The following is a 24,386-nucleotide window of genomic DNA, read 5'->3' on the forward strand; positions in this document are numbered from 1 at the left end:
ATTCACGTCGTTTTATACGTCCCCGTCACTTGTGGTGGTGTAATGACCATGCCAACGGCAGAGGCGGATGCGAAAGTAACTCGGTTGTTCGGTGGACCGGGAAGCGGTAAAACCACCGAACTCCTCGACCGGGTCGAGGATATTCTCGCAAAGGATGGCGTCACGGTCAACGACCTTCTCGTCGTTTCGTACACTCGTGCGGCCGCAAACGAAGTTCGGGAACGACTGGCTGAACGACTCGACGTGGACCCACGTTCGCTCCAAGGCAACGTCTGTACGATGCACGCGAAAGCATACGAACTCCTCAACCTCTCGCGTGGCGACGTCGTCAGCGAGAAACACAAACAGGAGTTCTGTGAGGATTTCGGTCTGGAGTACGAGGACGAATACAGCGGCAAAGGTCGTCGAACGGCACGCTCGACGACGCTCGGAAACAAAATCATCGCTACTTCACAGTGGCTTCAGCGAACCCGCCGGGATGTCGCAGACTGGTATGACGTTCCGTTCCAGTGGGATGTGGAGACTGTTCGATTGCCGCCGGAAATCGACCCGAACTCACAGGAGGGTAACAAATACACACCGACGTGGCCGAGCAGTGACGACCGATTCGACGTTCCCGAAGCGATTCGCGGATGGCGGAAGTACAAAGGCGACGAGGGACTCGTCGGATTCGCCGATATGCTCGAACGTGTCAAACAGCGCTCGCTCCTGCCGAGCGTCGATTATCTCATCATCGACGAGTTTCAGGACATTACCCGACTCCAGTTCGACATCTACGAGGAGTGGAAACCACACATGGAGAACGTTCTCATCGCAGGTGACGACGACCAGGTCGTCTACGCGTGGCAGGGCGCAGACCCGAAACTCCTCCTTCAGGAAGGGGGCGAAGACGTCATTCTCGACACCTCTCACCGTCTTCCCTCTCGGGTTCTCAAGGTCGTCCAGCAGGAAGTCACACACATCGAAGAGCGACAGGAGAAGAACCTCAAACCGCGTAAAGAGGGCGGTGTCGTTGAGGCCGTCGAGAACCCCTCGATGCTCGACCTCGTGCGGAACGTCCGCTACACGATCGGCGAGTTCGACGGCACCGCGATGGTGTTGTTCCGTGCTCGCTATCAGATGTTTCGGTTCATCGACGAGTTCATCGACGAGGGAATGCCGTTCCGCACGCTCACCGACCAGCGGATGTGGACCGACCGTCTGTGCCAGTACGTCGATGCGGTCGAACAGATCGATGAGGGCGAACCCATCGACGGTCTGCAGGCCCGCCGACTTGCGGACATGCTCGCAGATTCCACGTTTGGGTCGAACGACCGCGACGAGATGTTCGACGCCATCGACGAGCGCAAGGAAGAAACAGGTGTCGACGACCTCACTGACCTGGAGTTCGACGGGGACTTCGTCCGGAACTTTGCCCCCTTCATGCCCGGTCCGAAATCCGCGTCCGATATGGTTCGGAAGGTGACGAGCTATCAGAAGCGCTCGATGAAGGCGTATTTCAGCGGAAAGTATCAGGGAATGGATCGGGACCGAATCCGCATCGGTACTATCCACAGCGCGAAAGGTCGTGAAGCGGACCACGTGTTCGTCGCAACCGACCTGACCGAGAAGGTCGTAGAGCAGATGGCGGCGACCGTCGAAAACGAGGGCCTCGAAGTTCCGGGCGTGGACGAGTTCACGGCGGGAACCGACCCCGTGCCGGTGCTTACCGACAACGAACGACGTGTCTTCTACGTCGGGATGAGCCGTGCCCGAGAACGCCTCGTCCTCATGGAGAACCTCGTCAGCGGCGCGCCGACCCTCGAACTCGACGTGCTGTTGTTCAACGAACCGAACGGACGGTCGGTCGACGACATCCTCGACCAGGAACTCGAAGCGTAGTAGCCGGACGATCCGGGTTTTGACTCCCTTTTCCGATACCCGTGCATTGATACCGTCAGCCGATGGAATAGCTTCGCATGGCAACTTCCGAACAGGAATTTCATTCCGCCTACGACGAACTCGAATCCCGAACGAAGCGAATCTCGAATATCGGGAACGCGACGATGGTTCTCTACTGGGACCAGCAGACGAAGATGCCGGATGGTGGAACACCCGCCCGGGCAAAACAGCTTTCCTCGCTTCAGTCGATTCAACACGAACTGTTGACCGAGGACCGAACGGGCGAGTTGTTGACCGAGCTCGAATCGCAGGAGTTGAACGACGAACAGGCCGCCGTCGTCCGCGAAGTACGCCGCCAGTACGAGCGAGCGGTCAACGTCCCCAACGAACTCGTCACCGAAATCACCGAGACGAGTAGCGAGGCGCAACCTGCGTGGCAGGAAGCGAAAGCCGAGGACGAGTTCGAGACGTTCGAATCGTATCTCGACCGATTGCGCGAACTCCAAATCGAGCGTGCAGAACACATCGACCCAGACAAAGACCCGTACGAGGTCATGTTCGAGGACGGCGAACCGTACCTCCCACTGAACACCGTGGAACGAATCTTCGACGAACTCCGGGACGGACTGGTTCCTCTCATCGAGGAGATTCAGGAAAACGGTGCGGACATCGCCGCCGACGCCTTTTCGGGAACGTTCGACACGAACACGCAGGAAGCAGTCGCGCGCGACGCGCTCGACGTCCTCGGCTATGACTGGAATCGCGGCCGTCTGGACACCGCACCACATCCGTTCATGTCCGGAACGCAGTTCGATGCTCGTGTCACGACGCGGTATAACGAGGACGACCCGATCGACTCGCTCACGGCGACGATTCACGAGTTCGGGCACGCAACCTACCAACTCGGCCTGCGCGACGATGCCTACGGAACGCCGCTCGGTGAGTCGCGGAGTTCGGGTATTCACGAATCCCAGTCGCGGTTTTGGGAGAATCACGTCGGACGAACGAAGGCGTTCTGGGAACTGTTCCTGCCGACGTTCAAGGAGCGATTCCCGCAGGCGGACGACGTGACGGTGGACGAGGCCTACGAGGCGGTCAATCAGGTGTTCACGGACAACACGATTCGCGTCGAGGCGGACGAACTCACCTACCACATGCATATCATTCTCCGATCGGAGATCGAACAGGAGTTCGTCGCCGGCGAGTTGAACGTCGGGGAGATCCCCGCGCGGTGGAACGAACTCATGGACGAGTATCTCGGTATCGTGCCCGAGACGGATTCGGAGGGCTGTCTGCAAGACATCCATTGGTCGAGTCGGTTCGGCGGCTTCCAGAACTACACGGTCGGGAGCGTCTTCGCGGCCCAACTGTGGGCGACCATCGAAGCAGAAATCGACGACCCGATGGACCTCATCCGCGATGGGAACTTCGACCCCATCCGCGAATGGTTGACCGAAAACATCCACGAACACGGATGCCGATACACCACCGACGAACTCATCGAGGAGGCGACCGGCGAACCGCTCACCGCGGAGTATTTCTTGGACTACGTACGCGAGAAGTATTCCGACATCTACGATTTGGACTGAAACGGCGAATCTGGCCGCTCCGCGTAGGAAGACGAACGGCGACCGTTTTCCGTTACTCCTCCTCGTCGTCGTCGGTCTTCGCAACCGTCCCGACCACCTTCTTCGCGGCGCTTGCGGGCACGTCTTCGGGAGTCGTAACCCATTCGCGCAGGACGACCATCAACACGCCAATCGAAAGAAAAGCACCGCCGAGGAGTGTCTGCCCCGCGATGAGGCGCTCGATGCCGAGCAGGGCGATGGGAAGCGCGAACACCAGCGTCGCCGCCAGACTCACGGTGTCGAGAATACCGAGGTTCATGGTCGTTCTATCCAACGACCGATTAAAAGTGCGACGTCACGGCGGTGGGGGCGCTACGAGATACGTACGGCAGTCCCCGATTCGGAACGGTTTTCACCCGTCCACCGTAACAGTTCCGTTATGTTTACCGGAATTGTTGCGGAAGCCGGCGAGGTTCGTCGCGTGGAAGACGCCGACGGTGGTCGCCGACTAACGATTTCAGCCGAGGAAGTTCTCACGGACGTCGAACACGGTGCGAGCATCAGCGTGAACGGGGCGTGTCTTACCGTCGAGAAGTTCGACGACGAGACGTTTGAGGTGTTTCTGGCCGAGGAAACGGTGGCCAAGACGTACCTCGGCGACGTAACTGTGGGCGACACCGTCAACTTGGAACGCGCGCTTCGGGCGGACACCAGACTTGACGGCCACTTCGTGCAGGGTCACGTCGATACGACGACCGAGGTGGTTGACGTGCGGCAGGTCCGTGAGGATTGGGAGTACGAGTTCGCCATTCCGGAGGAGTTCGGGCAGTACATCGTGAACAAAGGGTCGGTCGCGCTGGACGGCATCAGTCTCACCGTCGCCGAAAAAGGCGAGGACACCTTCACCGTGGCCATCATTCCGACGACACGCGATGTGACGAACCTCTCCGGGAAGGAACCCGGCGACCCTGTCCACCTCGAAGTGGACGTGTTGGCGAAGTACGCGGAACAACTGTTGGCGAAGTAAGCAACTATCGGCAGCGGCGGTGCTATTTCGAGTCGAGGCCGAACGGGTCGTCGTCCCGCTGTCGGTTGCGGTCGTCCTCCGATTCCCCCTCCGGGATGTCGTCGTTTCCGACCCCTGTGTACTCGTCGTTCCCGCCGTTTTCGGTGAGTCTCGACCCGTCGCGGATTCGTGCACTTTTGTCGATTCGTCCAGTTCCCTCGACTCCTGTATACCCTTCGACATTTGCGCCTTCACCGACTTGCTTCCCTACACCGACGCCGAACGTCTCGGGTTCGCGGTGATCTACCTGTTCGTACAGCTTGCGGTATCGTGAGAGTTTTCGATAGAGCAAATAGCCGAAGAAGCCATCGTAAACGATTACGAAGGCGATGTAGGCCATAACCGGTGTAACCGAAGGATAGATCATGGTCGCTAACGCCGGCACGAATCCGACCAGCGTGTTGTAGGTCGCGTGGATGGCCGCCGCGATAAGTAATCCTTTGATCACGATCGGCCCGGCGTTTTCGCGGTTGAACTTCGCCAACCCGAGATAGTAGCCCGCGAAAGCCGAATAAATGACGTGGCCGGGTCCGGCGAACAGCCGAAAAATGGCTGTCTGACCGGCCTGTAGAAGCGGGTCGGTGCTAGACGTGTTGAGCACCCCCTGGCTGATGTAGATGGCGTTTTCGATGGTTGCGAAGCCGAGTCCGGCCATTGCCCCGTACACGGCACCGTCGATGACCGCGTTGAACCGACTGCTTCGAAAAGCGTAGAGACGCACCGCGAGCAGTTTCACCGTTTCTTCGACCGGTGCGACGATGATGTAGAAAAACAACACCGTTCCGACCAGCGGAATCTCGTTGAACACCGGTTGTGCGTACGAGTTCAAAATCGCCGCGAACCCGGCGAACAACACGCCGAGCAGGAACGTCCCGACGAGGAGTGGAAGCGGTTCCGACATCGTCACGTCGGCATACCAGATGTAGGCCGCGAGGGCGAACGCGGGAACGACCGAGAGCACGACGAACAGCCCGATCCACGGGTCGGCAAGCGCCGCCAGTCCACCCAACGCGAACTGGAGTAAGAGGATCGCCACCGCGAGCAGAATGATGAACGCCCGCGCCGAAACGACGATGGTTCCGTAGAGCTTCGTCGCGAACCGATCGAGACGCGATCGCTCGTCCCACGTCGCGATGTCGTACAGGTCCACCGAGTCGTCCGTCCCCCGAGCAACCGGATCCCGATTCTCGTCCATGCTCCAGCGAACGAACGGACGGGGAGTAAATCGTTCGGCACTTCCGTCCTTTAACACCTTAAATGGAATTAAATAACATAAACAAATGTAGGGTTGCGCTTATTAGTCAGGGCTCACGATTCGTGACACACGATGACACCCACGAGTCATAGCCGAGGAATACTGTACTCGGCACCGCCCACAGAATCGACAGCAAACGAAGAACCACGAGAAGAGGATACGTCCCTCGAAACGGAAGAAAAAGAAGCGACGCAGATATCCCCCGGTACTGAGGCGAACTGGACGGGCGCCGTTTCGGCGGACGACTGAGACGGTTCCCATCCAACGGCCGACCTCGTCACGCTGAAAACCCCTCCGCACCAATCGGGAGGCATGACTAGCAAGCGCGACACACTCGCCTCTCGTGGGACGATTGGTTCCTGCGTGACGACCACCCGCATCCCGACTGACCGTTGCTTTTTCGCGAATCGACGATGAGCTCTACGAGTCGAATCCGTATTCGAGGTATCTACACCACTGCACTCACACACCTGCTTGGCGATGAGTTCGATATCGTCCAAGCGTCGCCGCCGATTCGACGCCGGTTCGATGACGAGTTCGAAACCGGCGAGTACGACGTGACGGTCGAAACTACCGACGACAGGCAGGGAATCGGCATCTCCGGCGAAGGCGGCGTAGTCGAGACGGTCGTCGAACGATTGGCAGGAACGGGAATCGACACGTTCGATTGGAAGGACCCTACGCCCCGCGGTTCGCTGTTCGATGGCGTCGTCACGGAAACCCTCGGCAGCGGTGCAGTCGTTACCCTCGGCGAGCGCGACGGCTTTCTCCCCTTCCGGAACATCGATCGACGGATCGACGAGGGTGACCAGGTTCGCGTGCAGGTTCACGACCCCGCACCGCCGTGGTCGCGCGACCGACCCCTCCTCGGAACCGACGTGCAGGTGTTCGGCGGCGTGGCGAGCCTCTCGAAAGGGGTGAATCGCGTCGTCGCGAGCGCACCGGACGACGCAAGCAGGCGCGAACTCGCCCGAACCACCGAGATGCTGCCGACCGACGTTCCGGAGGACTGGGGTGTTCGCTGGGAGTACGGTGCGAACGACGCCGCCATCGGCGAGATGGACGCCGCACTGTCAAGCGCCGTTGAACGCGCAGAAACCATCGACAGTGCGCTCGGGGAGTCGGTAAACACGGCACGCGACGCTGACGCACCACAATCCATCACGAAACCCGATGCCACAGCGTGGCTCTGGTTCGGTCGGGAGTCGCGATTCGAACTGGACGACGCCCGGCGGGAAGTCACGACGACTCTCCCTGGCCATCACCGAATCAAGGCCGCGGACGAGTCCGCCAGCGCGGCGGTCGATTTTGCCGAAGACCTCCACGAACCCGGGGACGAAGTGCCGATCGGTGCCACGCTCCGTCAGTTCGGCCCCGAGGAAGACGGCGAGGTGTTCATCGACCACGGCAAACCGGACGGCCGCTGTTTCTCGCTCGGGAAGGGTGCCGTCGTTGAACGCGACCCCGAATCGGGTAAATACACCGTCCATCGGGAGATGCAGGGGCCGGGAACCTACGACGCAATCGGCACCGACCGCGAGGCAGGTGACGTGGCAGTCACCAAATTCCGCGAAGGCCGTTGGTGGTATCCAACAGCCTATCGGAGCGAGGACGGCGAGTCGAAGGGAACCTACGTCAACGTCTGCACGCCGGTCGAATTGTTCCCGCGTTCCGTGCGCTACGTCGATTTGCATGTCGATGTCGTGAAACGCCCCGACGGAACCGTCGAGCGAGTGGACGACGACGAACTCGATTCGGCAGTCGAAGCGGAGTACATCTCCGAGGAACTCGCCGAGAAAGCGCGGAGCGTAGCGGCGAGCGTGGAGAAAGTGCTTCGGTAGTTAGTTCGACGTTTACAACTCTGCATTCAACATGCTGTCATCGACTTCGAAGCCGGCGCGTTCGAACGCCCTCTTTCCGGTTTGAGGCCGCCAATGGCGTTACCAAAGGAACCCCCGAGAGGGAGTCAGACGTTGACAGCATCCCCCGTCTCGAAATAAATGAGAATCTCGGCTTGCTCCATTTCCCGCCATCCACGTAGACGACCTTTTTCACAGTTGATACCGGAATTTCCGCCGTCAACGAAAGCCGAGTGAAACGAGCCTGTATATGACCGAAGAGCAGTACCATCACAACAGCTCCGACCGCAATAGCGAACACAAAAACGGGATCTATGAAGGCAAAAGTGGAAGAAAGCCACCAGAGAAATCCGACAGTTACCGCGTAAAACCCGAAAAGGGCGAGGAACTGTACTGGGTCGTGTCGAAACTGTTTGCGAAGTGCCCCTACTGCACCGCCTTGAATCCGAATCGTCCCATCCTCGATCCGACACCGACCCCTCGCTGTCTCGAACTCGGACATGGTAGTAAAACATGTCTTCAATATATGTGACGGCCAGAAACGAACCGATGAACGGAGAGAAGCATAGAAACCACGAGAATCGGCAAGCGACACAACCACGGAGGCCAGCACACTCACCGCGAGTGAGGAACGAAGTGACGAACGAGCGGGCCGACGAATCCCTCTAAGGAGCGTCTTTGGCGCTCCTGACGGGGTGAGGAGTGCTTTTGCTCCAGCTTTTACAGGGAACCAGCAAGAACGGCGACGAACAGCGACGGCGTTCTTGCCTGCGACCGTCGTAAAAGGTGGTTTTAGAAGTGTTCTTGGTCGGATGATGTGTTGAGCTTTCCACCACGGCCACCTTCGCTTCGGTCGATGCCCATTACGCTCTCCGACTGCTCGGTTTTCCACTGACTGGTTCCGTCCTCGGCGATGCGAACCGTCACGTCCTCGACTTCTTCGAACTCCTTGAGGAGTTCTATCTCGATGTTTTGGGACGTGATGGGCGTGATGGAACACCCGCTACAGGCTCCGCCGAGTTCGATGACGACCTCACCGTCCTCCGGGTCCGCCTTCCGAACCGCGCTCGTTCCGCCGTGCATTTGAATGATCGGCATTTGGGCGGTGAGCCAGCGTTCGACCCGCGATTTGAGGTCGTCTTCCGTCGCTTCCGTCTCGCTGGACTTGCTCATTGACTATCCCTAGGTGCTGGAGGTATGGGAATGTTGGGGTTCGTGTTCGTAGGTGCGTGTAAATCCATGATGTTTGGTGTCGTGAGACGGACGTTCCCGTTCTCGCCGATGCTCCTTTCCCCTCCCTCGCGTGAACAACCACCAACCGACAATCGTCGATGGGTCCCATCCCCGACGATGGACGGCGCATGTGCCACGAGGATGGTGACAATCCACGAACCCTACTCTCGATTTCGAACCCGATTCAGAATCCCGACCCCGAGCACCGACAGTCCGGCAACGCCGAGGCCGAAACCGGGTTGTTTCGCCGACGTGGTCGAACCGTCCTTCGGCGCGGGTATCGTACTCCCGGTTCCGTTCCCACCTCCGTTTCCACCCCCGGTGAGTTTCGGCGGGTTCGCCTGTTTTCCGGCGCGGTTCGGGAAGGTGTAAAGTGCACCCTTTCCGTCGTGCTGGCCCATGCTCGACGCGATGAAGAAAGCGTCCGAGACGCGCTGACTTGTCCAAAAGGCGGTGGTCTTGGGGTCGCGCCACCAGACGAGTTCTTCGGGATTCGCCGGGTCGCTGATGTCGAACAGCTTCACACCACCTTGATACCACGAGGTGTAGAGACGATCGCCGACGATGTCGAAGTTGTGTGAGGTGGTCCACTGCCCCCCGCTTCCAGCCCCGCCCGTGCATTCGTGGCATTTTCCGTGCGCCGAGGCGACGCCGATCGGAAGCAGTGATGGCAGTTGCAGATCGTAGGTCGGGTCGGCTGATTTCGGAGCGGAAATCGTGGACAGCCGTTTCGGGTTCCGTGGGTTCGACAGGTCCCAGAGAGCCAGTCCACCGGGTCCGTTGCCACCCGGACCGTCCGTGTCCCACGCTTCCTTGTTGACGACGACTAATGACCCGTCCTCGTTCGCCATGACGTAGTGGTCGTTTCCGGGCAAGCCGAGAACGGCGTCCTGCTCTTCGTCGTCCGGAATCGACGCGAGCTTGCCGACCGGTCGCCCACCGAAACGGGTGACGTAGGTCGGTTGCTTCGGGTTCGATACGTCCACGAGCCACGTTCCGGCGTCCCACATCGCGAGATACGCCGTACCGTCCTGCACCCACACGTCGTGAATCGTTCGGACCCACGAATCGACGTTCGACCATTTCGAATCGTACTCCGTAATCGACCACCGACCGACTTCGTTCGGTTCGTCGTTCGACGTATCGACCATCACGAGCGGATTCCCCGCCCCGTCGTTCCCCGTGAGATACGCGATTTCGTCCACGAACATCGCGTTGTGAATCGGATAGTCGGTCTCGTGGAACGCCACCCGTTTTGGCTTCGCCGGGTTACTCACGTCGTACAACAAAAACCCGTGGACAGCATCGCTGGAGATGGGATTCGCCGGTCCTGCGACGAGGAGGCGGTTGCCGTCTATTTTCACGTCCCAGATCTGGGACAGTGGGCCACCGTCCCTGTCGGCGAGCAAGTCCCGTCGCTCCGCCAACACGGTCGGCTTCGCTGGATTACTGATATCTACCGTCGCAAACCCGTCCGTCGCGGCGACGAATGCAGTCTTTCCGCCGTTGCCAACTACGGCCTCTTTTGCGTTTTCGATAGCCACCTTCCCGAGCGGTTCGTACGGTTCTTCTGCAGTAACGCCCCCGGACGCGAGCAAAGTCGCGCTTGCACCCCCTACGGCGGTAGCGTGGAGGAACTCTCGCCGTCGCATAACGACCTAGTCGGGAGCGAGAAGAATAAAAGCGCGGGTGGCGGAAGCGAACCGACGGAACTAGTCGGGCGCTCGTGTCTCGTCTCCGGTACCCTCGGTGAGCGCACTCGCGACGGCACCTTTCAGCACGATTTCGTCGCCGAGAGTGGTCAACTGTACATCGGGAACGTTGTTCAGCAGACCGTTTTCGATTCGTTCCCGAATCGGGTCGAGAACGAGTTCCTCATTGTTAAGCGCCACGGCGCCGCCCAGATAGACGACGAGAGGGGCGTACGCCTGCACGACGTTCGTTACGCCGACGGTATTCCAGTGGGCGACTTGCTCGATGACGTGGTCCGCAAAGGCGTCGAGTCCAGCGTTTTCGAACACGTCTTTGGCGGAGAAATCCGGATTGTCGAGTGGAAGGGCGGTTTCGACGTCGCCGTCTTCTTCGGCCAGCATCCGCGCGAATTCCGGGATGTTGTTCCCCGAACAGTAGGCTTCCCAGTGACCGTCGTGGCCACAGCCACAGGTGCGTCTCCCCTGTGGGTCTACAACCATGTGACCGACTTCGCCAGCGTTTCCGTCCCATCCAGTCAGGACGTTTCCATCGACGGTCACGCCAGCACCGATACCGCTCGAAATCGTGATGTAGACCATATCATCGGGGTTGCGGTCGCTATAAAATCGTTGTCCGATGGCGCCCGCGTTGGTGTCGTTGTGGAGATACACCCGGTCACTGTGAATGAGGTTTCCGACCGGCCCGGTGAGCGGTATTCGGCCGATGGTGTCCGGTAGGTTCGCCGGGTTCTCGACCGCCCCTTCTGCGAGATCGAGCGGGCCGATACTGCCGATACCCGCCGCGCGGATTTCGGCCGGGTCGATACCCGCATCGGCACATGCGTTTCGCAAACATTCGAGCACTGCTTCGGTAACCGCGATGCCAGTCGGACCTCCTGGCGTGCCGCGGTCGTACGCGCTGACGACGTTCCCGTCCCTGTCGGCGACCGCCGCTCTGACGTTGGTCGCCCCCAGGTCTACACCCGCGTAGTAGGCCATTCAGATGTACAAACGTCGCCCGACCCATTTAACTACAGGCATTTACTCGCGGGTGAGTATCATCTCACCGACTAAAGCTAACTTCGTCCAGAACGATATGTGATACTATGTCTGACGATCTACCCCAACTCAACGACGATGAAGCGGTCGCTCTCCACGAACTCGAACTCGGCGTCGAAGGACTCAGAAAGGCACACGGTTACCTCGTTCATTTCCACCACGCGACAGGTCACGCGATGAACCACCTCCGCGACGCCGAAACGAGCCTCCGTGCGGCGGGCCACGACGAGTTCGCCGACCACATTCGGGACGAAATCCTGCCGTGCGGTGTCCTCGGTGACGACAGATGGACGTACGATATGCTCGAAAAATTCGAAGAGGAGTTCTTTCACGACGTGCTCACGTTCGAACGGAACGCCTGCGAAACCATCGCATCCGGCGAGCGCCACGTCATGGAGCGCCGCCAACAGCGACGGTGGCGGGAGCGCGCGAGAGATTGATTCGGTCGCCTCAGTCCGCTCGCACGAACGTTACCGGACAGGGTGACGAGAGCATCACTTCCTGTGCAGTGCTTCCGAACACCGCCTTTCCGGTCGGTGAACGCTTCCGTCCGCCGACGAAGACGCTGTCGGCATTGACGTCCTTCGCGAGTTTCACGATGGTTTGAGCGTGGTCACCGATAGCGCCACGAACCGAGTAGCCGATGTTCGCCTCGTCCAGCGCGTTCGAGAGTGAGCGAATCGTCGCGTGACGCGTCGCCACCTCGTCCGAGTTCGGTTTTCCGGATGGGTCGTAGTCGAGTCGTTCGAGCACGTCATCGAACTCCTCGTTCGTAAATACGTGTGCGAGCACGACTGTCGCACCAGTCGGCCCTGCAACGTCCGCGACGGCGGATGCGAGCCTGTCGGTACGGTCCGCGTCGCCCGGTCCCACGGCGAGCAGAATAGTATCGATTGCCATAGTATTAGCTCTTCGTGCAGAATCTTAAAACTGCGGGGGTCAACGTAGAATCGAAGAAATGGGAACCTCAAGCTAGTTTATTCCTCCCAACGAAATGGGCACATGATTACGCCCGAGTTGAGTGGACGAATTGCGCTGGTTACCGGCAGTTCGAACGGTATCGGAACAGAGCTACTGTTGTCGCTGGCCGACTGCGGGGCCGACGTGGCGGTTCACTATCGTTCGAGCGAGACGGATGCCAAAGCAGTCGCAGCACGAGCGCGGAATCGTGGCGTGGACGCGATTCCCGTTCAGGGTGACGTTACCGACCCCGATAGCGTGGACGACCTCTTTTCGACTATCGAAGACGAACTCGGTTCGGTGGACGTGCTGGTGAACAACGTCGGCCCGTTCGCCCCGGACCACTGGGAAGACATCTCGTTCGAAGCGTGGAACACGGTGATTCAGGGAAACATCAACGGAACCTACCTCTGTTCGAAGCGGGCACTCCCCGAAATGCGCGAGGGGGGCTACGGGCGAATCGTCAACGTCGGCTACGCCAGTTCCGAGAAGGGCCTCATCAATCCCAAAAACGCACCATACTTCATGGCCAAAGCGGGCGTCCTGATGTTCACTCGAATGCTCGCCGGGGACACCCAAGACGACGGCATCACCGTCAACGCGGTTTCGCCCTACGTCGTCGAGAACTCCGACGAGTTCCCCGACGAGTTGCCTCGCGGTCGTGCCGCCCGATTCGAGGACATGGAACAGGCAGTTCGGTTTTTCCTGGATGAAGACAGTGATTACCTGAGTGGAGTCAACGTCGAAGTCGATGGAGGGTGGTTACCCGAGACCGTTTAATTACCTTCTAGCGCGTCGATGGCGACGGCTCCGACGACGAGGGGGGTTTTAGGCACGGACCCCGCATCGTGGATTCGAATGTCGTATCTATCCCGGAGCGAAAACTGCCCCGCGATTTCGCCGACCGATTCCCCGTCCGGGGTCGTAATCGAGTATTTGTGCGGCAGGAGTGAGAAGATATTCGAGATCGAGCGGAGGGCTTCGACGAACGCACTGCGTGAAGCGACTTCCGCGACTTCGGTTCCATCGGGACGCTTGATACTCCAGCGGTGGTGGAAGAAGGTGAAGTTCTTCGTGAGCACCAACACCGGTTCGTCCGATCCATCCTCCGTGAGGACGTAATCGCCCGCGACATCGAGGATGTTCTTCGCTTTTACGCGGAAAACCGTGTTCCCGTTCGAATCGAAAAACGGGAACTCCTCTTTCATCTTGAACATCTTCTGTTTCGACTTCAGAACGAGATTTCCGGCCGTGTCGTACACTTTGTACTTGTTTCGGAAGTAGCTCTGTTCGACCGTGTATTCGTCCTCGTCGAGGACGATGCCGCCGATGTCGCGTTCCTGCGTGCGGTCTTCCATCGAACATCGTTTGTCGTCCTCTGCTATTTAAATTTGAGGTCGAGCGGTTTCCCCTCGGTTCTGTGGATCATTCACCGCCATCCGCTTGCGCATCGACTCCTCCGAGGCTCGCCTCTTCCTCTTCGACTTCGGCACGCCGTCGAATCGCACGTTCGATGAAATCCCGTGGAAGCGATTCGATTTCTCCGGCTTGCACCCGCCAGAGGTTGGCGTAGAGTCCGTCACGCGCGAGCAGCTCGTCGTGGGTTCCGCGTTCGACGATCTTCCCGTCGTCCAACACCGCGATTTCGTCGGCTTCTCTGATGGTCGAAAGTCGGTGAGCGATCGCGAACGTCGTTTTTTCTCGGACGAGTCGTGCCAGACTGCGCTGAATGAGTGCCTCGGTTTCGGTATCCACGTGACTCGTCGCTTCGTCCAGTACGAGGACGGCGGGGTCCTTGAGAATCGTCCGCGCGATGGAGAGTCGCTGTCGCTGACCGCCCGAGAGTTTCATGCCACGTTCGCCGACCATCGTGTCGTATCCGTCCGGGAGATTGACGATGAATTCGTGAGCTTCTGCGGCTTTCGCCGCGGATACGATCTCTTCCTCGCTCGCCTCGAAGGTTCCGTAGGCGATGTTCTCTTTCACCGTTCCGTAGAACAGGAACGGCTCTTGGCTGACGTACCCGATTTCCCGGCGAAGACTCCGGAGGTTCACGTCGCGGATGTCAGTTTCATCGATTCGGATAGCGCCTCCGTCCACGTCGTACATTCGGAGCAGGAGTTTCAGAACCGTGGACTTTCCTGCTCCGGTGGGTCCGACCAGTGCTATCGTGTCGCCTCGTTCGGCGTGCAAATCGACGTTTTTGATGACGACTTCGTCGTCGTAGCCGAAGGTCACGTCGTCGTATTCGACACGGCCCTCAGTGACGGCCAACGCGGGCGCGTCCGTGCTTTCGTCGAGCGTCCCGCGCTCGCTCATCAGCGTGAAGACGCGGTCGCTCGACGCCTCTGCGCGCTGGTAGATGTTGATTATCTGGCCGAACTGGGCCATGGGCCAGATGAACTGCTGGCTGAGGATGACGAAGGTGACGAACACCCCGGGTTCCAGCACGCCGGAAAACGGTCCCGGCGGGCCGGAAAGCAACCAGAACCCACCGACGGTGAAGGTGATGGCGTACCCCACACCGGTTAACAGACTGAGACCGGGAAAGAAGGTAATACGCGTCGTGATTGCGTCCCAGTTCGCGTCGTAGTAATCGCCCGACGCAGCTTCGATTCTGTCCGATTCGTACCCCTCCGCTGTCTCCGATTTGATGACGCGAATCCCGCCGAGATTGTTCTCCAGTCGGGAATTGAGTGCGCCGACGCTGGCCCGCATCGCCGCGTATTTCGGCTGAATCGTTCGGACGAAGAGATAGGTGAACAGCGCGAGGAGAGGAACCGGAAAGAGGGCGACGAGCGCGAGCGACGGGTTGAGCGAGAACAGAACGCCTCCGATTCCGATCACCATCACGACGATTCGAAGCGCAGAGCTCAACCCGTCGTTGAGGAACGTCTCCAACTGATTCACGTCGTTATTGAGGATTGACATTAGCTCACCCGTCTGCTTGCCGTCGAAAAACGTCATGTCCAGCAGTTGCATCTTGTCGTAGGTATCGACCCGAAGTCGATGCTGGACCCCCTGTGCGAACGCGTTCCAACCCCACCCTTCGACCCACGAGAATCCTGCGCCAACGAGGAACGACGCGAGAACGACGGCGATAGAGAGCCAAAGCTGTCCACTCGCAGTGGTCGGTGTCCACTCTGCCGGGAGCAACGGGAGGGTGAACGGCCGCTTGTCGAGGAAGATCGCGTCGATAGCGATACCGAGAACGAGTGGCGGGAGCAGCCCTGACAGTCGCGACAGTATCGTGGCGACTACTCCCGCGACGAACTGTGAGGCGTACTCGCGGCCGTATTCAACGAAGAGTCGCCACATCGTGTGCCGTTCCGTGGCCGGTTCCGGCGTGTCAGAAAGTCGGTTGCGGACGCTGAATGATATCACCTGATCGTGGGATCTAGGTGTTCAGTGGGTTTGTGTGTTTAGGTGAGGGAACGTACGGCTGCTTCGTGGATCGGCCATTCACTTTTCGAGTCCCATCGACGTCTTCGTGACTTTTCCCCTTCGATCGGCTTTCGCTCGCGTCAAACGCTTTCTGAGCGTCCTGCTCGTACTCGGCGTTTCGACCGCCTCGTCACTGGCCTTCCGAGTCCAGCATAACGTATAAAAAATCAGTTACCCAACCCTATACCGTCGAGCACTGCTGCTCGGCGTTGGAAAAACAATTGTAAGGTTTCGGTCGAGCGGTGTTGTCTGAACCCTCACTCGACCGACTTCCTTTGCGCCCATAACACGCCGATAGCGACGAGTATCCAACCAGTGGATTGTCCGCTCGCCAACACCGTTCCGCCAGCCGTTATGAGAGCGATGGAAGGGCCAAACGTCGATGCTCCCCTCGGCACTTTTCACCCCCCATCTTTTCAGACGGGAACATGAATGACAGTCGCCTCGGTATTTAAACTCAGTCTTAAGCGCGGTGAAAGTGAACGAGGACAGCAATCACCGATATCATGTATTCGATCCCCGTTTCACTTTCACTCTGCTTTCATCTGCAACCGACAGGCATACCCTCATTCAGTCGCTGTCTGTGGATAGATGAGCAAGGACTACATCGAAGTGCGGGGGGCCGAGGAGCACAACCTCAAGGACCTCGACGTGAGGATTCCGCGCGAGGAGTTCAACGTCGTGACCGGCCTATCCGGGTCGGGCAAGTCCTCGCTCGCCTTCGAAACGGTGTACGCGGAAGGACAGCGACGATACATCGAGAGCCTGTCGGCCTACGCCCGAAACTTCCTCGGGCAGATGGACAAACCGCAGGTCGAGAACGTCGAAGGCTTGTCGCCCGCCATTTCCATCGATCAGAAGAACGCGGCGAACAACCCACGCTCGACGGTCGGGACGGTGACCGAACTGCACGACTATCTGCGTTTGCTGTACGCGCGTGTAGGAACACCCCACTGTCCGCAGTGTGGACAGGAAGTCGGCGAGCAAAGCGCCCAGAACATGGTTCGACGGGTGTTGGATCTACCGGAAGGAACCAAAGCGAAGATCGCAGCGCCGGTCGTCCGCGACCAGAAAGGCGCCTTCGCGGACCTGTTCGACGACCTCGTTTCGGACGGTTACTCCCGTGTCGAAGTAGACGGCGAGGAGTTCGATTTGACCCTCGACCGTCCGGAGCTCGATAAGAACTACGACCACACTATCGACGTTATCGTGGACCGGGTGAAGGTCAGCGAAGAAGCGCGATCGCGCATCACCGACAGTGTCGAGACCGCGCTGGAAGAGGCCGATGGGATGATGAAACTCATCGTGCCGGACCCGCCAGAGGACGTGGATCTGGGTTCGGAGTCGCGCTCGACGGGTGACTTGGCTGGCGACGGCGACGACCGACTCACCGTGGAGTTCTCGGAAGACCTCGCTTGTACGCATTGTGGCATCGATTTCCGCGAAATCGAGACGCGCAGCTTCTCCTTTAACAGTCCACACGGCGCATGTCCGGAGTGTGAGGGAATCGGCGAAACGAAGGAAGTCGACGAAGACCTCGTCGTCCAGGACCCATCGAAACAGCTGAAACACGTGTTCGAACCGTGGGGGTACCAGCGAACGTACTATCGGCGACAACTCGATTCGGTTGCCCGTCATTTTGACGTGGAACTGACCACGCCGTTCGAGGAACTCGACTCCGAAATTCGAGACGCGTTCCTCTACGGCACCGACGAGGACGTGCTGTTCAAATGGAACACGAAGAACGGCATTCGACGAAAGGAAGAGCCGTTCGAGGGCGTGATGTCGAACCTCGAACGTCGCTACGTCGAAACGGATAGCGACCGTGCTCGAAAGCACATCGAGGAGTACATGGCGGTGACCGAGTGTCCCGCTTGTGACGGAACCCGACTGCGGCCACAGAGTCGTTCGGTGTACGTCGATGGCACCTCGATTTCGCAGGTCAACCGGATGTCCATCGGCGACGCTTTGGAACACTTCGAAAACCTCGAAGCGAACCTCACCGACCGCCAGAACCGGATCGCCGAGGAGATCCTGAAGGAGATCCGCGCCCGTCTCGGCTTCATGGAGGAAGTCGGCTTACAGTACCTCACGCTCGACCGCGAAGCATCGACGCTCTCGGGTGGCGAGAGCCAACGGATTCGGCTGGCCACCCAAATCGGATCGGGACTGGTCGGCGTGCTGTACGTCCTCGACGAACCATCGATCGGTCTTCACCAGCGAGACAACGACCGTCTGCTCAACACGCTCTGTGAACTTCGGGATTTGGGTAATACCCTCATCGTCGTGGAACACGACGAGGAAACGATGCGCCGGGCGGACAACGTCATCGACATGGGCCCCGGCCCCGGCAGACGCGGCGGCGAAGTCGTCGTACAGGGCGACGTGGACGAAGTGATGGCCCACGAGGAGAGCATCACGGGCGACTACCTCGCCGGGCGCAAGGAAATTCCGGTACCGGACGAGCGCAGGGACAGCGACACCTACCTCACCGTTCGCGGTGCCCGCCAGCACAATCTGAAAAACCTCGACGTGGACATACCGGTCGGCAAGTTCACCGCGATCACGGGTGTTTCCGGGTCCGGGAAATCTACCCTGATGCACGACATCCTCTACAAGGGACTGGCTCGCGAGATGAACAACAACACCTCCGTGGACCCCGGCGAACACGACGACATCGAGCGAATGGGCGAAATCGAGAAGGTACGACTCATCGACCAGTCGCCCATCGGTCGAACGCCACGGTCGAACCCGGCAACGTACACCGGGGTCTTCGACTACGTTCGTGAGGCATTCGCGGAGACGAAACTCGCCAAACAGCGTGGCTACGAGAAAGGTCGCTTCTCGTTCAACGTGAAAGGCGGGCGCTGTGAGGAATGTGGCGGACAGGGAACCGTAAAAATCGAAATGAACTTCCTGTCGGACGTATACGTCCCCTGTGAAGAGTGCGAAGGCGCACGCTACAACGACGAGACGTTGGACGTCACCTACCGCGGCAAGACGATCGCGGAGGTGCTCGACATGTCCGTGGAGGACGCTCACGACTTCTTCGAACACGACTCGCGGATTCGGCGTAGGCTGAAGCTGTTGAAGGACGTTGGCCTCGACTACATGAAGCTCGGCCAGCCGTCCACGACGCTATCGGGTGGGGAAGCCCAGCGCATCAAACTCGCCGAAGAACTCGGCAAGAAATCGACGGGTGACACGCTCTACTTGCTGGACGAACCGACCACCGGACTGCACCACGAAGACGAGCGCAAACTCATCTCCGTACTCCAACGGCTGACCGAGAAGGGGAACTCCATCGTCGTCATCGAACACGAACTCGACCTCGTAAAGAACGCGGACCACGTCATCGACCTCGGTCCTGAGGGCGGCGAGAAGGGCGGCGAAATCGTCGCCACCGGAACGCCGGAGGAGGTTGCACGGAACGAAGATTCGTACACCGGGCAGTATCTCCGCGATAAACTCCCAGGTGTGGAACTCGATGGTCCGCGTGCCGACAGACCAGCACCTGCCGCGATGGACGATTGAGAACCATCAGAGAGCGACGCTCGCTTGTGGAATGCCGGGCTTACCCCGGAGAATCGCACACCTATACCCGAGTATTCTAATTAATTTGAAAATTACTGCCAGCTAAGCACTGGATAACAAAGTGTCGTCCGCGGTAATTTCGCACTCGTGTTACGTCCGGGTGGTAATGGCATAGCGAAACAACGGATTGCAGGTCACTGGTGGCATGAGTTCGACTGATGGAACCCCACAAGAACTGTCCGAAGACCTCATCTTCGACGTTCTGAAAAACCGACGGCGACGATACACACTCCACTACCTCAAACAGCAGGGGCGACCTGTGGAGCTAAGCGAGCTTGCGGAACAGGTCGCCGCATGGGAGAACGACACGACCGTCGAGGGGTTGTCGGCCAACGAGCGCAAATCGGTGTACACCTCGCTCTATCAGACCCATCTACCGAAGCTCGCGGACGCGGGCATTGTAGATTATAATCAGAGCAGGGGTGTGGTCGAACTCTCGGCGAACGCCGCACAGTTGGAGGGGTATCTACGCCCACAGGACGAATTCCCGTGGATTCGGTACTACCTCGGACTCGCCATCGTCAGCGCGATTCTCGTACTCGCGGACTTCCTCGGTATTCCTCCGTTTACGGCCATCCCGGACGAAATCTGGGGCGTCATCATCGTCGCCGCCTTCGCACTGTCGGCACTGGTTCACTACCTTCGGCGCCGTCAACTCGGGGCGGGAGAGCGACCTCCGTCCGCGAGGTAAAAACACGCAGTCCCGCTTTCGATTCACTCCGTCTTCACTTCCCGCAACGAGAAAGAAGGTATTTGACTCGGCGGCCAGTAAGCGAGGACAATGTACGATTTCGTGGTGGTCGGCGCAGGCCCTGCCGGGTCGCGGTTCGCTCGACGAGCCGCGGACGCAGGGCGCGACGTCCTCGTCCTCGAGCGCGGGGAGGTCGGGACACCACTTGCCTGCTCCGGCCACGTGAGCACCGATATCTGGGAGTTTATCCCCGACGGTGCGCGTGACCATCTCCTCCAGAACGAAATCTATGGTGCGCGTTTCCACGTCGGTGGTCCTCGTTCTTCGGAACATCCGTTCTACAAAGATGAAGTCATCTCGAACGTTATCGATCGGGTAGGTCTCGACAGGGTACTCGCCCGCGCCGCACGCGATGCGGGCGCGGATGTACGCGAGGAACACAGCGTTACCGACGTAGCAGAACACGGAAACTTCGTGGACGTGACGGCAAACACCCCCGACGGAACTGAAACCTTCCGTGGAAAGATGGTCGTCGGTTGTGATGGTCCCGTTTCGCGCGTTCGGCGGGAACTCGGCCTGCCGGAACCGGCGGAAAAACTACAGGGCGTCCTCGGATTCGCACCGAAAGCTCACGGCGGGAACTTCGTGGACGTGCATCTCACCGCCCCGAAATTCTTCGCATGGCGCATCCCGCGCGGTGACGCTGGCGTGGAATACGGTCTAGCCGCACCGCCGGGACGGAGCGCCCGTGCCCTCTTCGATGAGTTCACCGCCGATTACGACGTGGAGACGAACGAGTTCTGTGCCGGGATGATCCCTATCGGTCCTCCGGCCAGCGTTACGGCCCACCGAGGATTTCTCATCGGTGACGCCGCGGCCCAGACGAAACCGTTCACCGGCGGCGGTATCCTCTACGGAATGACGTCCGCGGACCACGCGGTTCGGACCATCGACCCCGACGACCCCGGCACGTTGGCCGATTACGAGCGCGCGTGGCGCAAGGAGTTGAAAAACGAGATTCGGCTGGGTCATTGGGTCCGACGGGCATACTCGCTCCCGAAACCGATACAAACCGTCGGACTCAGAACGATGTCCGGGGAAATCGGCGTTCACATGGACAGGCCGACGTCGCTCTTTTCCACGGAACACCTTCGGACACTTTTACGACGAACGTAGCGCGGTTGTGTTTGACTAAGTGATGGGTTCTCGAAGTTTTTTTCTCCGTTGTGAATTGTGGCTTTCGAATCGTTGTGAATGCAACTCACGCCTACAAACCACGCCCTCACTCGTCACTTCCCTTGCAGTCGTTCGTTCCCCGTTCGTCCGCGCTCATCAGGTACTATAGGACGGGCGGGCCAACGGCCCGCTCGTCCAACCTACACCCGACAAACCGTCCTCTCCGGAAAAAGAAGAAGCGTGAGAAAAATCCGACGCTCTACTCCAAGTCGTACAGTTCGGAGTATTTCTCGTTTACGTACTCCACGAAGTAATCCGCGGTGAACTCCTCGCCAGTCGCTTCCTGGATAAGGTCGTCAGTGGTGTATAAACAGCCGTGCTGGTGGACGTTGGTGGTCAGCCAGTCGTGGAAGTCGTCGAACTCGCCCGCACGAATCTGGTCTTCCAAGTCCGGAATGTCCTCCTCGGCTTTCGCGTAGAGTTGGGCCGCGAGGACGCTTCCGAGCGAGTAGGTGGGGAAGTACCCGAAGCTTCCGTGGCTCCAGTGGATGTCCTGCAAACAGCCCTCCGAATCGGTATCGGGTCGGATGCCGAGATACTCCTCGTACTTGTCGTTCCAGAGTTCCGGCACGTCCTCGACTTCGATTTCGCCGCGGATGAGCGCCTTCTCGATTTCGAACCGAACCACGATATGCATGTGGTAGGTGAGTTCGTCGGCTTCGACACGAATCAGGTTGTCCTCGTAGACGCGGTTTGCGGCCTCGTACATATCCTCGACTGAGACGTCTTCCACGTCGGGGAATCGCTCTTTGAGGGCGGGGAGGAATCGCTCCCAGAAGGCGCGCGACCGACCGACGTGGTTCTCCCAAATCCGGGATTGGGATTCGTGAGCGGTCAGGTCGCGGGATTGACCGAGCGGTGTCCCGTATTGTTCGTCCGGAAGTCCCTGTGTATAGGTCGCGTGCCCGAACTCGTGGATGGTGCTCATCATCGCGCCGAGCGGGTCGCTCTCGTCGAACCGTGTGGTCACGCGAGCGTCGAACTGCGTTCCGCTGGAGAATGGGTGTGGTGCGGTGTCGAGTCGGCCACGGTCCCAATCGTACCCGAGCGTGTCGAGAATGTCCCGCGAAAGCTGCTCCTGCGTATCGGTGTCGTAGGTGCCGTCGAACGGGCTTGCGAGTTCGACGCCACTCTCCCGAATCGAGTCGATAAGGGGGACGAGTTCGTCGCGGAGGCGTGACAGCATCTCCTCCGCGGTGTCGATTCCGAGGTAGGGTTCGTAGTCCGCAAACAGGACTTCGTATGGATCTTTCTCCGGATCGATATGTTCCGCGTACTCGCGTTTCAGTTCGACCAGCTTTTCCAGCGTCGGCGCGAAAATCGAGAAATCGTCCTCCGCTTTCGCTTCTTTCCACTGCGGAAGCGCCTCGGACGTGGTGCGGGAGATTTCCTCGACCAGTTCGCCGGGGACGCGGGTCGCTCGCTCGTATTCGCGCCGTACTTCGCGGACGACGGCGGCCTGTTCGTCGTCCAACTCCTGCGATTCGAGTTCGTCCAGCAGTTCACCCATCTCGTCGTCGGTGAGCAGTTCGTGGGCGATCGCTGACAGGGCGGACCGTTGCTGTGACCGAGCGGGTGTGCCGCCTTCGGGCATCACGACTTCCTGGTCCCAGCCAAGAATTCCTGCGGCGTTTTTCACGTTCGAAATTCGCTTGACTTTGCCGAGAAACTCCTCGTACGTGGCGTTCTCTGTGGCGGCTTCGGTTGCCATCACAGGGTGTTTGCTGTCACCGATTATCAATGACCGGGTTTCGGAACGAAACTCTCACAGGTGTTCGGCGGTATTCCGATAGATCCGATAACATCGCTCCAACACGTCGATACCCACACTCTCGTCTTTCGTATGCGCCTCGCCGGGTTCCGAGGCTCCGCAAACGACGCAGGTCGTTCCGGCCTGCGAGAGCCACCCGGCGTCGGTCGCGTGCGGCTTCGTGACGTGTTCTGGATCGCCGTCCTGTGCGTGACGGGCGGCAGTGAGTACCGTGTCGGCGAACTCGGCGTCGTCACACTCCATCGGTGGTAGGTCCTGTTCGACGGTCCACGTGACGCCTTCGATCTCCTCGACCGATTCGAGTGTGGCGCGTTCGCCGGGGACGGTTCGCTCGTCTATCGTCACCTCACAGATAGCAGGAATTACGTTCCACGCGCTCCCGCCGTCGATTTCCGTGGCAACTACACTTCCGGAAAGATCGTGTCCGAGCACGGAGACGGTCGGAACCTCGCACTCACGGACGATGTCGGTGGCATCACAGGCTCGGTAGATGGCGTTTTCGCCTGCTTCCGGTTCACTCGCGTGGGCCGCCGACCCACGCGCCGTGATGGTGCTTGCACGTCTCCCCCGATGGGCAATGACCACGTCAGTGACGCCGTCTTTCGAATAGTTCGTGGAGCCTTCGGCGACGATAGCGTACTCCGGCGCGAAGCCGTTTTCGAGGGCGTGGCGCGCGCCGTCGCCGCCCAACTCCTCCGCGACGAAACTGGCGAAAACGAGTTCACAGGTGGGGTCCGAATCACGAAACGCGAGCATCGAAGCGACCACCGACCCTTTCATGTCCGCGGCCCCCCGTCCGTAGAGTCTGCCGTCGCGCTCTTCGACGACATACTTCCCGTCTTCGACCTGCGATTCGTCCGGCGGCACGACATCGTGATGGCCGACGAGCGCCAGTTCGGCGCCGTCCCCTTTTCGAGCGATGACGTTTCCGACCTCGTCCCGAGTTACTTCCGCATCCGTCTCCGCTCGAAGCCATTTCTCGATAAAATCGCCCGCCTTCGTTTCGTCCTCGTGACTCGAAATGGACACGAGGTCATGGGTAATATCGACCAGTTCGTCCATACCCTCCTCATTACGG

The 24,386-nt window shown here is 59.3% G+C and carries 20 protein-coding genes and 1 pseudogene; 10 read left to right on the top strand and 11 right to left on the bottom strand.

Annotated elements, in window-relative coordinates; translation table 11 throughout:
• Positions 1 to 42 precede the first annotated feature (42 nt).
• Together OOF89_RS08285 and OOF89_RS08290 are read left to right on the top strand one after the other, a co-directional pair.
• Complete coding sequence (locus OOF89_RS08285; RefSeq protein WP_266075071.1) at positions 43 to 1,881, top strand: UvrD-helicase domain-containing protein; 1,839 nt, start codon at positions 43 to 45, stop codon at positions 1,879 to 1,881.
• Between the two features lie 77 nt (positions 1,882 to 1,958).
• The gene (locus tag OOF89_RS08290) at positions 1,959 to 3,470 is read left to right on the top strand and encodes a carboxypeptidase M32 (protein WP_266075073.1); all 1,512 of its coding nucleotides are present in this window, start codon (positions 1,959 to 1,961) and stop codon (positions 3,468 to 3,470) included.
• A gap of 52 nt (positions 3,471 to 3,522) precedes the next feature.
• Here OOF89_RS08290 and OOF89_RS08295 read toward each other — a convergent pair whose 3' ends face one another.
• Positions 3,523 to 3,768 (bottom strand): DUF7533 family protein, encoded by a 246-nt coding sequence (locus OOF89_RS08295; protein ID WP_266075075.1) that lies wholly within the window; start codon positions 3,766 to 3,768, stop codon positions 3,523 to 3,525.
• Between the two features lie 120 nt (positions 3,769 to 3,888).
• Here OOF89_RS08295 and OOF89_RS08300 point away from each other — a divergent pair, with 120 nt between their 5' ends.
• On the top strand, positions 3,889 to 4,476 hold the full coding sequence (locus tag OOF89_RS08300; RefSeq protein ID WP_266075077.1) for a riboflavin synthase: 588 nt from the start codon (positions 3,889 to 3,891) through the stop codon (positions 4,474 to 4,476).
• 265 nt (positions 4,477 to 4,741) lie between these two features.
• On the opposite strand, the pseudogene OOF89_RS08305 reads toward OOF89_RS08300, so the two are convergent.
• Positions 4,742 to 5,710, bottom strand: a pseudogene (locus OOF89_RS08305) (PrsW family intramembrane metalloprotease); the annotation flags it as partial.
• Between the two features lie 132 nt (positions 5,711 to 5,842).
• Between OOF89_RS08305 and OOF89_RS08310 the strand changes: the two are divergent.
• Both OOF89_RS08310 and OOF89_RS08315 read left to right on the top strand, forming a co-directional pair.
• Positions 5,843 to 6,019, top strand: coding sequence for a hypothetical protein (locus OOF89_RS08310; RefSeq protein ID WP_266075081.1), 177 nt, complete (start codon positions 5,843 to 5,845; stop codon positions 6,017 to 6,019).
• Positions 6,020 to 6,183: 164 nt separating this feature from the next.
• Positions 6,184 to 7,611 (top strand): DUF402 domain-containing protein, encoded by a 1,428-nt coding sequence (locus tag OOF89_RS08315; protein WP_266075083.1) that lies wholly within the window; start codon positions 6,184 to 6,186, stop codon positions 7,609 to 7,611.
• A 37-nt stretch (positions 7,612 to 7,648) separates the two neighbouring features.
• On the opposite strand, the gene OOF89_RS08320 is transcribed toward OOF89_RS08315, so the two are convergent.
• The 4 genes from OOF89_RS08320 to OOF89_RS08335 form a co-directional block, all read right to left on the bottom strand.
• Positions 7,649 to 8,131 carry a hypothetical protein gene (locus tag OOF89_RS08320; RefSeq protein WP_266075085.1) on the bottom strand — a complete coding sequence of 161 codons (483 nt, stop codon included), beginning with the start codon at positions 8,129 to 8,131 and terminating at the stop codon, positions 7,649 to 7,651.
• A gap of 290 nt (positions 8,132 to 8,421) precedes the next feature.
• Complete coding sequence (locus OOF89_RS08325) at positions 8,422 to 8,802, bottom strand: NifU family protein (protein ID WP_266075087.1); 381 nt, start codon at positions 8,800 to 8,802, stop codon at positions 8,422 to 8,424.
• Between the two features lie 221 nt (positions 8,803 to 9,023).
• Positions 9,024 to 10,514 (bottom strand): LVIVD repeat-containing protein, encoded by a 1,491-nt coding sequence (locus tag OOF89_RS08330; RefSeq protein WP_266075089.1) that lies wholly within the window; start codon positions 10,512 to 10,514, stop codon positions 9,024 to 9,026.
• A 60-nt stretch (positions 10,515 to 10,574) separates the two neighbouring features.
• The gene (locus tag OOF89_RS08335; protein WP_266075091.1) at positions 10,575 to 11,552 is read right to left on the bottom strand and encodes an ROK family protein; all 978 of its coding nucleotides are present in this window, start codon (positions 11,550 to 11,552) and stop codon (positions 10,575 to 10,577) included.
• Between the two features lie 107 nt (positions 11,553 to 11,659).
• On the opposite strand from OOF89_RS08335, the gene OOF89_RS08340 reads away from it, so the two are divergent.
• Positions 11,660 to 12,052: a hypothetical protein gene (locus tag OOF89_RS08340; protein ID WP_266075093.1), complete on the top strand. Its 393-nt coding sequence runs from the start codon at positions 11,660 to 11,662 to the stop codon at positions 12,050 to 12,052.
• Positions 12,053 to 12,062: 10 nt separating this feature from the next.
• Here the strand turns inward: OOF89_RS08340 and OOF89_RS08345 are convergent, their stop codons facing one another.
• Complete coding sequence (locus OOF89_RS08345; RefSeq protein ID WP_266075095.1) at positions 12,063 to 12,512, bottom strand: universal stress protein; 450 nt, start codon at positions 12,510 to 12,512, stop codon at positions 12,063 to 12,065.
• A gap of 102 nt (positions 12,513 to 12,614) precedes the next feature.
• Between OOF89_RS08345 and OOF89_RS08350 the strand changes: the two genes are divergently transcribed.
• Positions 12,615 to 13,352, top strand: a complete 738-nt coding sequence (locus tag OOF89_RS08350) for an SDR family NAD(P)-dependent oxidoreductase (protein ID WP_266075097.1) — start codon at positions 12,615 to 12,617, stop codon at positions 13,350 to 13,352.
• Here the strand turns inward: OOF89_RS08350 and OOF89_RS08355 are convergent.
• The gene (locus tag OOF89_RS08355) at positions 13,349 to 13,930 is read right to left on the bottom strand and encodes an LURP-one-related/scramblase family protein (protein WP_266075099.1); all 582 of its coding nucleotides are present in this window, start codon (positions 13,928 to 13,930) and stop codon (positions 13,349 to 13,351) included. The genes OOF89_RS08350 and OOF89_RS08355 overlap by 4 nt on opposite strands.
• A gap of 67 nt (positions 13,931 to 13,997) precedes the next feature.
• Complete coding sequence (locus tag OOF89_RS08360; RefSeq protein ID WP_266079717.1) at positions 13,998 to 15,890, bottom strand: ABC transporter ATP-binding protein; 1,893 nt, start codon at positions 15,888 to 15,890, stop codon at positions 13,998 to 14,000.
• Positions 15,891 to 16,607: 717 nt separating this feature from the next.
• On the opposite strand from OOF89_RS08360, the gene uvrA reads away from it, so the two are divergent.
• The 3 genes from uvrA to OOF89_RS08375 all read left to right on the top strand — a co-directional run bounded on the left by uvrA (position 16,608) and on the right by OOF89_RS08375 (position 21,477).
• Entirely contained in the window at positions 16,608 to 19,550 is a 2,943-nt protein-coding gene (gene uvrA / locus OOF89_RS08365; RefSeq protein ID WP_266075101.1) for an excinuclease ABC subunit UvrA, read from the top strand.
• A 205-nt stretch (positions 19,551 to 19,755) separates the two neighbouring features.
• Positions 19,756 to 20,301, top strand: coding sequence for a DUF7344 domain-containing protein (locus OOF89_RS08370; protein ID WP_266075103.1), 546 nt, complete (start codon positions 19,756 to 19,758; stop codon positions 20,299 to 20,301).
• 90 nt (positions 20,302 to 20,391) lie between these two features.
• On the top strand, positions 20,392 to 21,477 hold the full coding sequence (locus OOF89_RS08375; RefSeq protein WP_266075105.1) for a geranylgeranyl reductase family protein: 1,086 nt from the start codon (positions 20,392 to 20,394) through the stop codon (positions 21,475 to 21,477).
• A 259-nt stretch (positions 21,478 to 21,736) separates the two neighbouring features.
• On the opposite strand, the gene OOF89_RS08380 is transcribed toward OOF89_RS08375, so the two are convergent.
• Together OOF89_RS08380 and OOF89_RS08385 are read right to left on the bottom strand one after the other, a co-directional pair.
• Positions 21,737 to 23,248, bottom strand: coding sequence for a carboxypeptidase M32 (locus OOF89_RS08380; protein WP_266075107.1), 1,512 nt, complete (start codon positions 23,246 to 23,248; stop codon positions 21,737 to 21,739).
• A gap of 54 nt (positions 23,249 to 23,302) precedes the next feature.
• Positions 23,303 to 24,370 carry a M20 family metallopeptidase gene (locus tag OOF89_RS08385; protein ID WP_266075109.1) on the bottom strand — a complete coding sequence of 356 codons (1,068 nt, stop codon included), beginning with the start codon at positions 24,368 to 24,370 and terminating at the stop codon, positions 23,303 to 23,305.
• Positions 24,371 to 24,386: the final 16 nt, after the last annotated feature.

Origin of the sequence: Haladaptatus caseinilyticus (assembly GCF_026248685.1) — an archaeon.
GTDB lineage: Archaea > Halobacteriota > Halobacteria > Halobacteriales > Haladaptataceae > Haladaptatus > Haladaptatus caseinilyticus.

Excerpts from the sequence above, each read along its gene's own strand:
- OOF89_RS08310 (WP_266075081.1), top strand. The coding sequence starts at position 5,843 with ATGACACCCACGAGTCATAGCCGAGGAATACTGTACTCGGCACCGCCC.
- OOF89_RS08345 (WP_266075095.1), bottom strand. The coding sequence starts at position 12,512 with ATGGCAATCGATACTATTCTGCTCGCCGTGGGACCGGGCGACGCGGAC.
- OOF89_RS08385 (WP_266075109.1), bottom strand. The coding sequence starts at position 24,370 with ATGGACGAACTGGTCGATATTACCCATGACCTCGTGTCCATTTCGAGT.
- OOF89_RS08360 (WP_266079717.1), bottom strand. The coding sequence starts at position 15,890 with ATGTGGCGACTCTTCGTTGAATACGGCCGCGAGTACGCCTCACAGTTC.
- OOF89_RS08320 (WP_266075085.1), bottom strand. The coding sequence starts at position 8,131 with ATGTCCGAGTTCGAGACAGCGAGGGGTCGGTGTCGGATCGAGGATGGG.
- uvrA (WP_266075101.1), top strand. The coding sequence starts at position 16,608 with ATGAGCAAGGACTACATCGAAGTGCGGGGGGCCGAGGAGCACAACCTC.
- OOF89_RS08330 (WP_266075089.1), bottom strand. The coding sequence starts at position 10,514 with ATGCGACGGCGAGAGTTCCTCCACGCTACCGCCGTAGGGGGTGCAAGC.
- OOF89_RS08300 (WP_266075077.1), top strand. The coding sequence starts at position 3,889 with ATGTTTACCGGAATTGTTGCGGAAGCCGGCGAGGTTCGTCGCGTGGAA.
- OOF89_RS08335 (WP_266075091.1), bottom strand. The coding sequence starts at position 11,552 with ATGGCCTACTACGCGGGTGTAGACCTGGGGGCGACCAACGTCAGAGCG.
- OOF89_RS08340 (WP_266075093.1), top strand. The coding sequence starts at position 11,660 with ATGTCTGACGATCTACCCCAACTCAACGACGATGAAGCGGTCGCTCTC.
- OOF89_RS08355 (WP_266075099.1), bottom strand. The coding sequence starts at position 13,930 with ATGGAAGACCGCACGCAGGAACGCGACATCGGCGGCATCGTCCTCGAC.
- OOF89_RS08370 (WP_266075103.1), top strand. The coding sequence starts at position 19,756 with ATGAGTTCGACTGATGGAACCCCACAAGAACTGTCCGAAGACCTCATC.
- OOF89_RS08285 (WP_266075071.1), top strand. The coding sequence starts at position 43 with ATGACCATGCCAACGGCAGAGGCGGATGCGAAAGTAACTCGGTTGTTC.
- OOF89_RS08325 (WP_266075087.1), bottom strand. The coding sequence starts at position 8,802 with ATGAGCAAGTCCAGCGAGACGGAAGCGACGGAAGACGACCTCAAATCG.
- OOF89_RS08315 (WP_266075083.1), top strand. The coding sequence starts at position 6,184 with ATGAGCTCTACGAGTCGAATCCGTATTCGAGGTATCTACACCACTGCA.
- OOF89_RS08295 (WP_266075075.1), bottom strand. The coding sequence starts at position 3,768 with ATGAACCTCGGTATTCTCGACACCGTGAGTCTGGCGGCGACGCTGGTG.
- OOF89_RS08350 (WP_266075097.1), top strand. The coding sequence starts at position 12,615 with ATGATTACGCCCGAGTTGAGTGGACGAATTGCGCTGGTTACCGGCAGT.
- OOF89_RS08375 (WP_266075105.1), top strand. The coding sequence starts at position 20,392 with ATGTACGATTTCGTGGTGGTCGGCGCAGGCCCTGCCGGGTCGCGGTTC.
- OOF89_RS08290 (WP_266075073.1), top strand. The coding sequence starts at position 1,959 with ATGGCAACTTCCGAACAGGAATTTCATTCCGCCTACGACGAACTCGAA.
- OOF89_RS08380 (WP_266075107.1), bottom strand. The coding sequence starts at position 23,248 with ATGGCAACCGAAGCCGCCACAGAGAACGCCACGTACGAGGAGTTTCTC.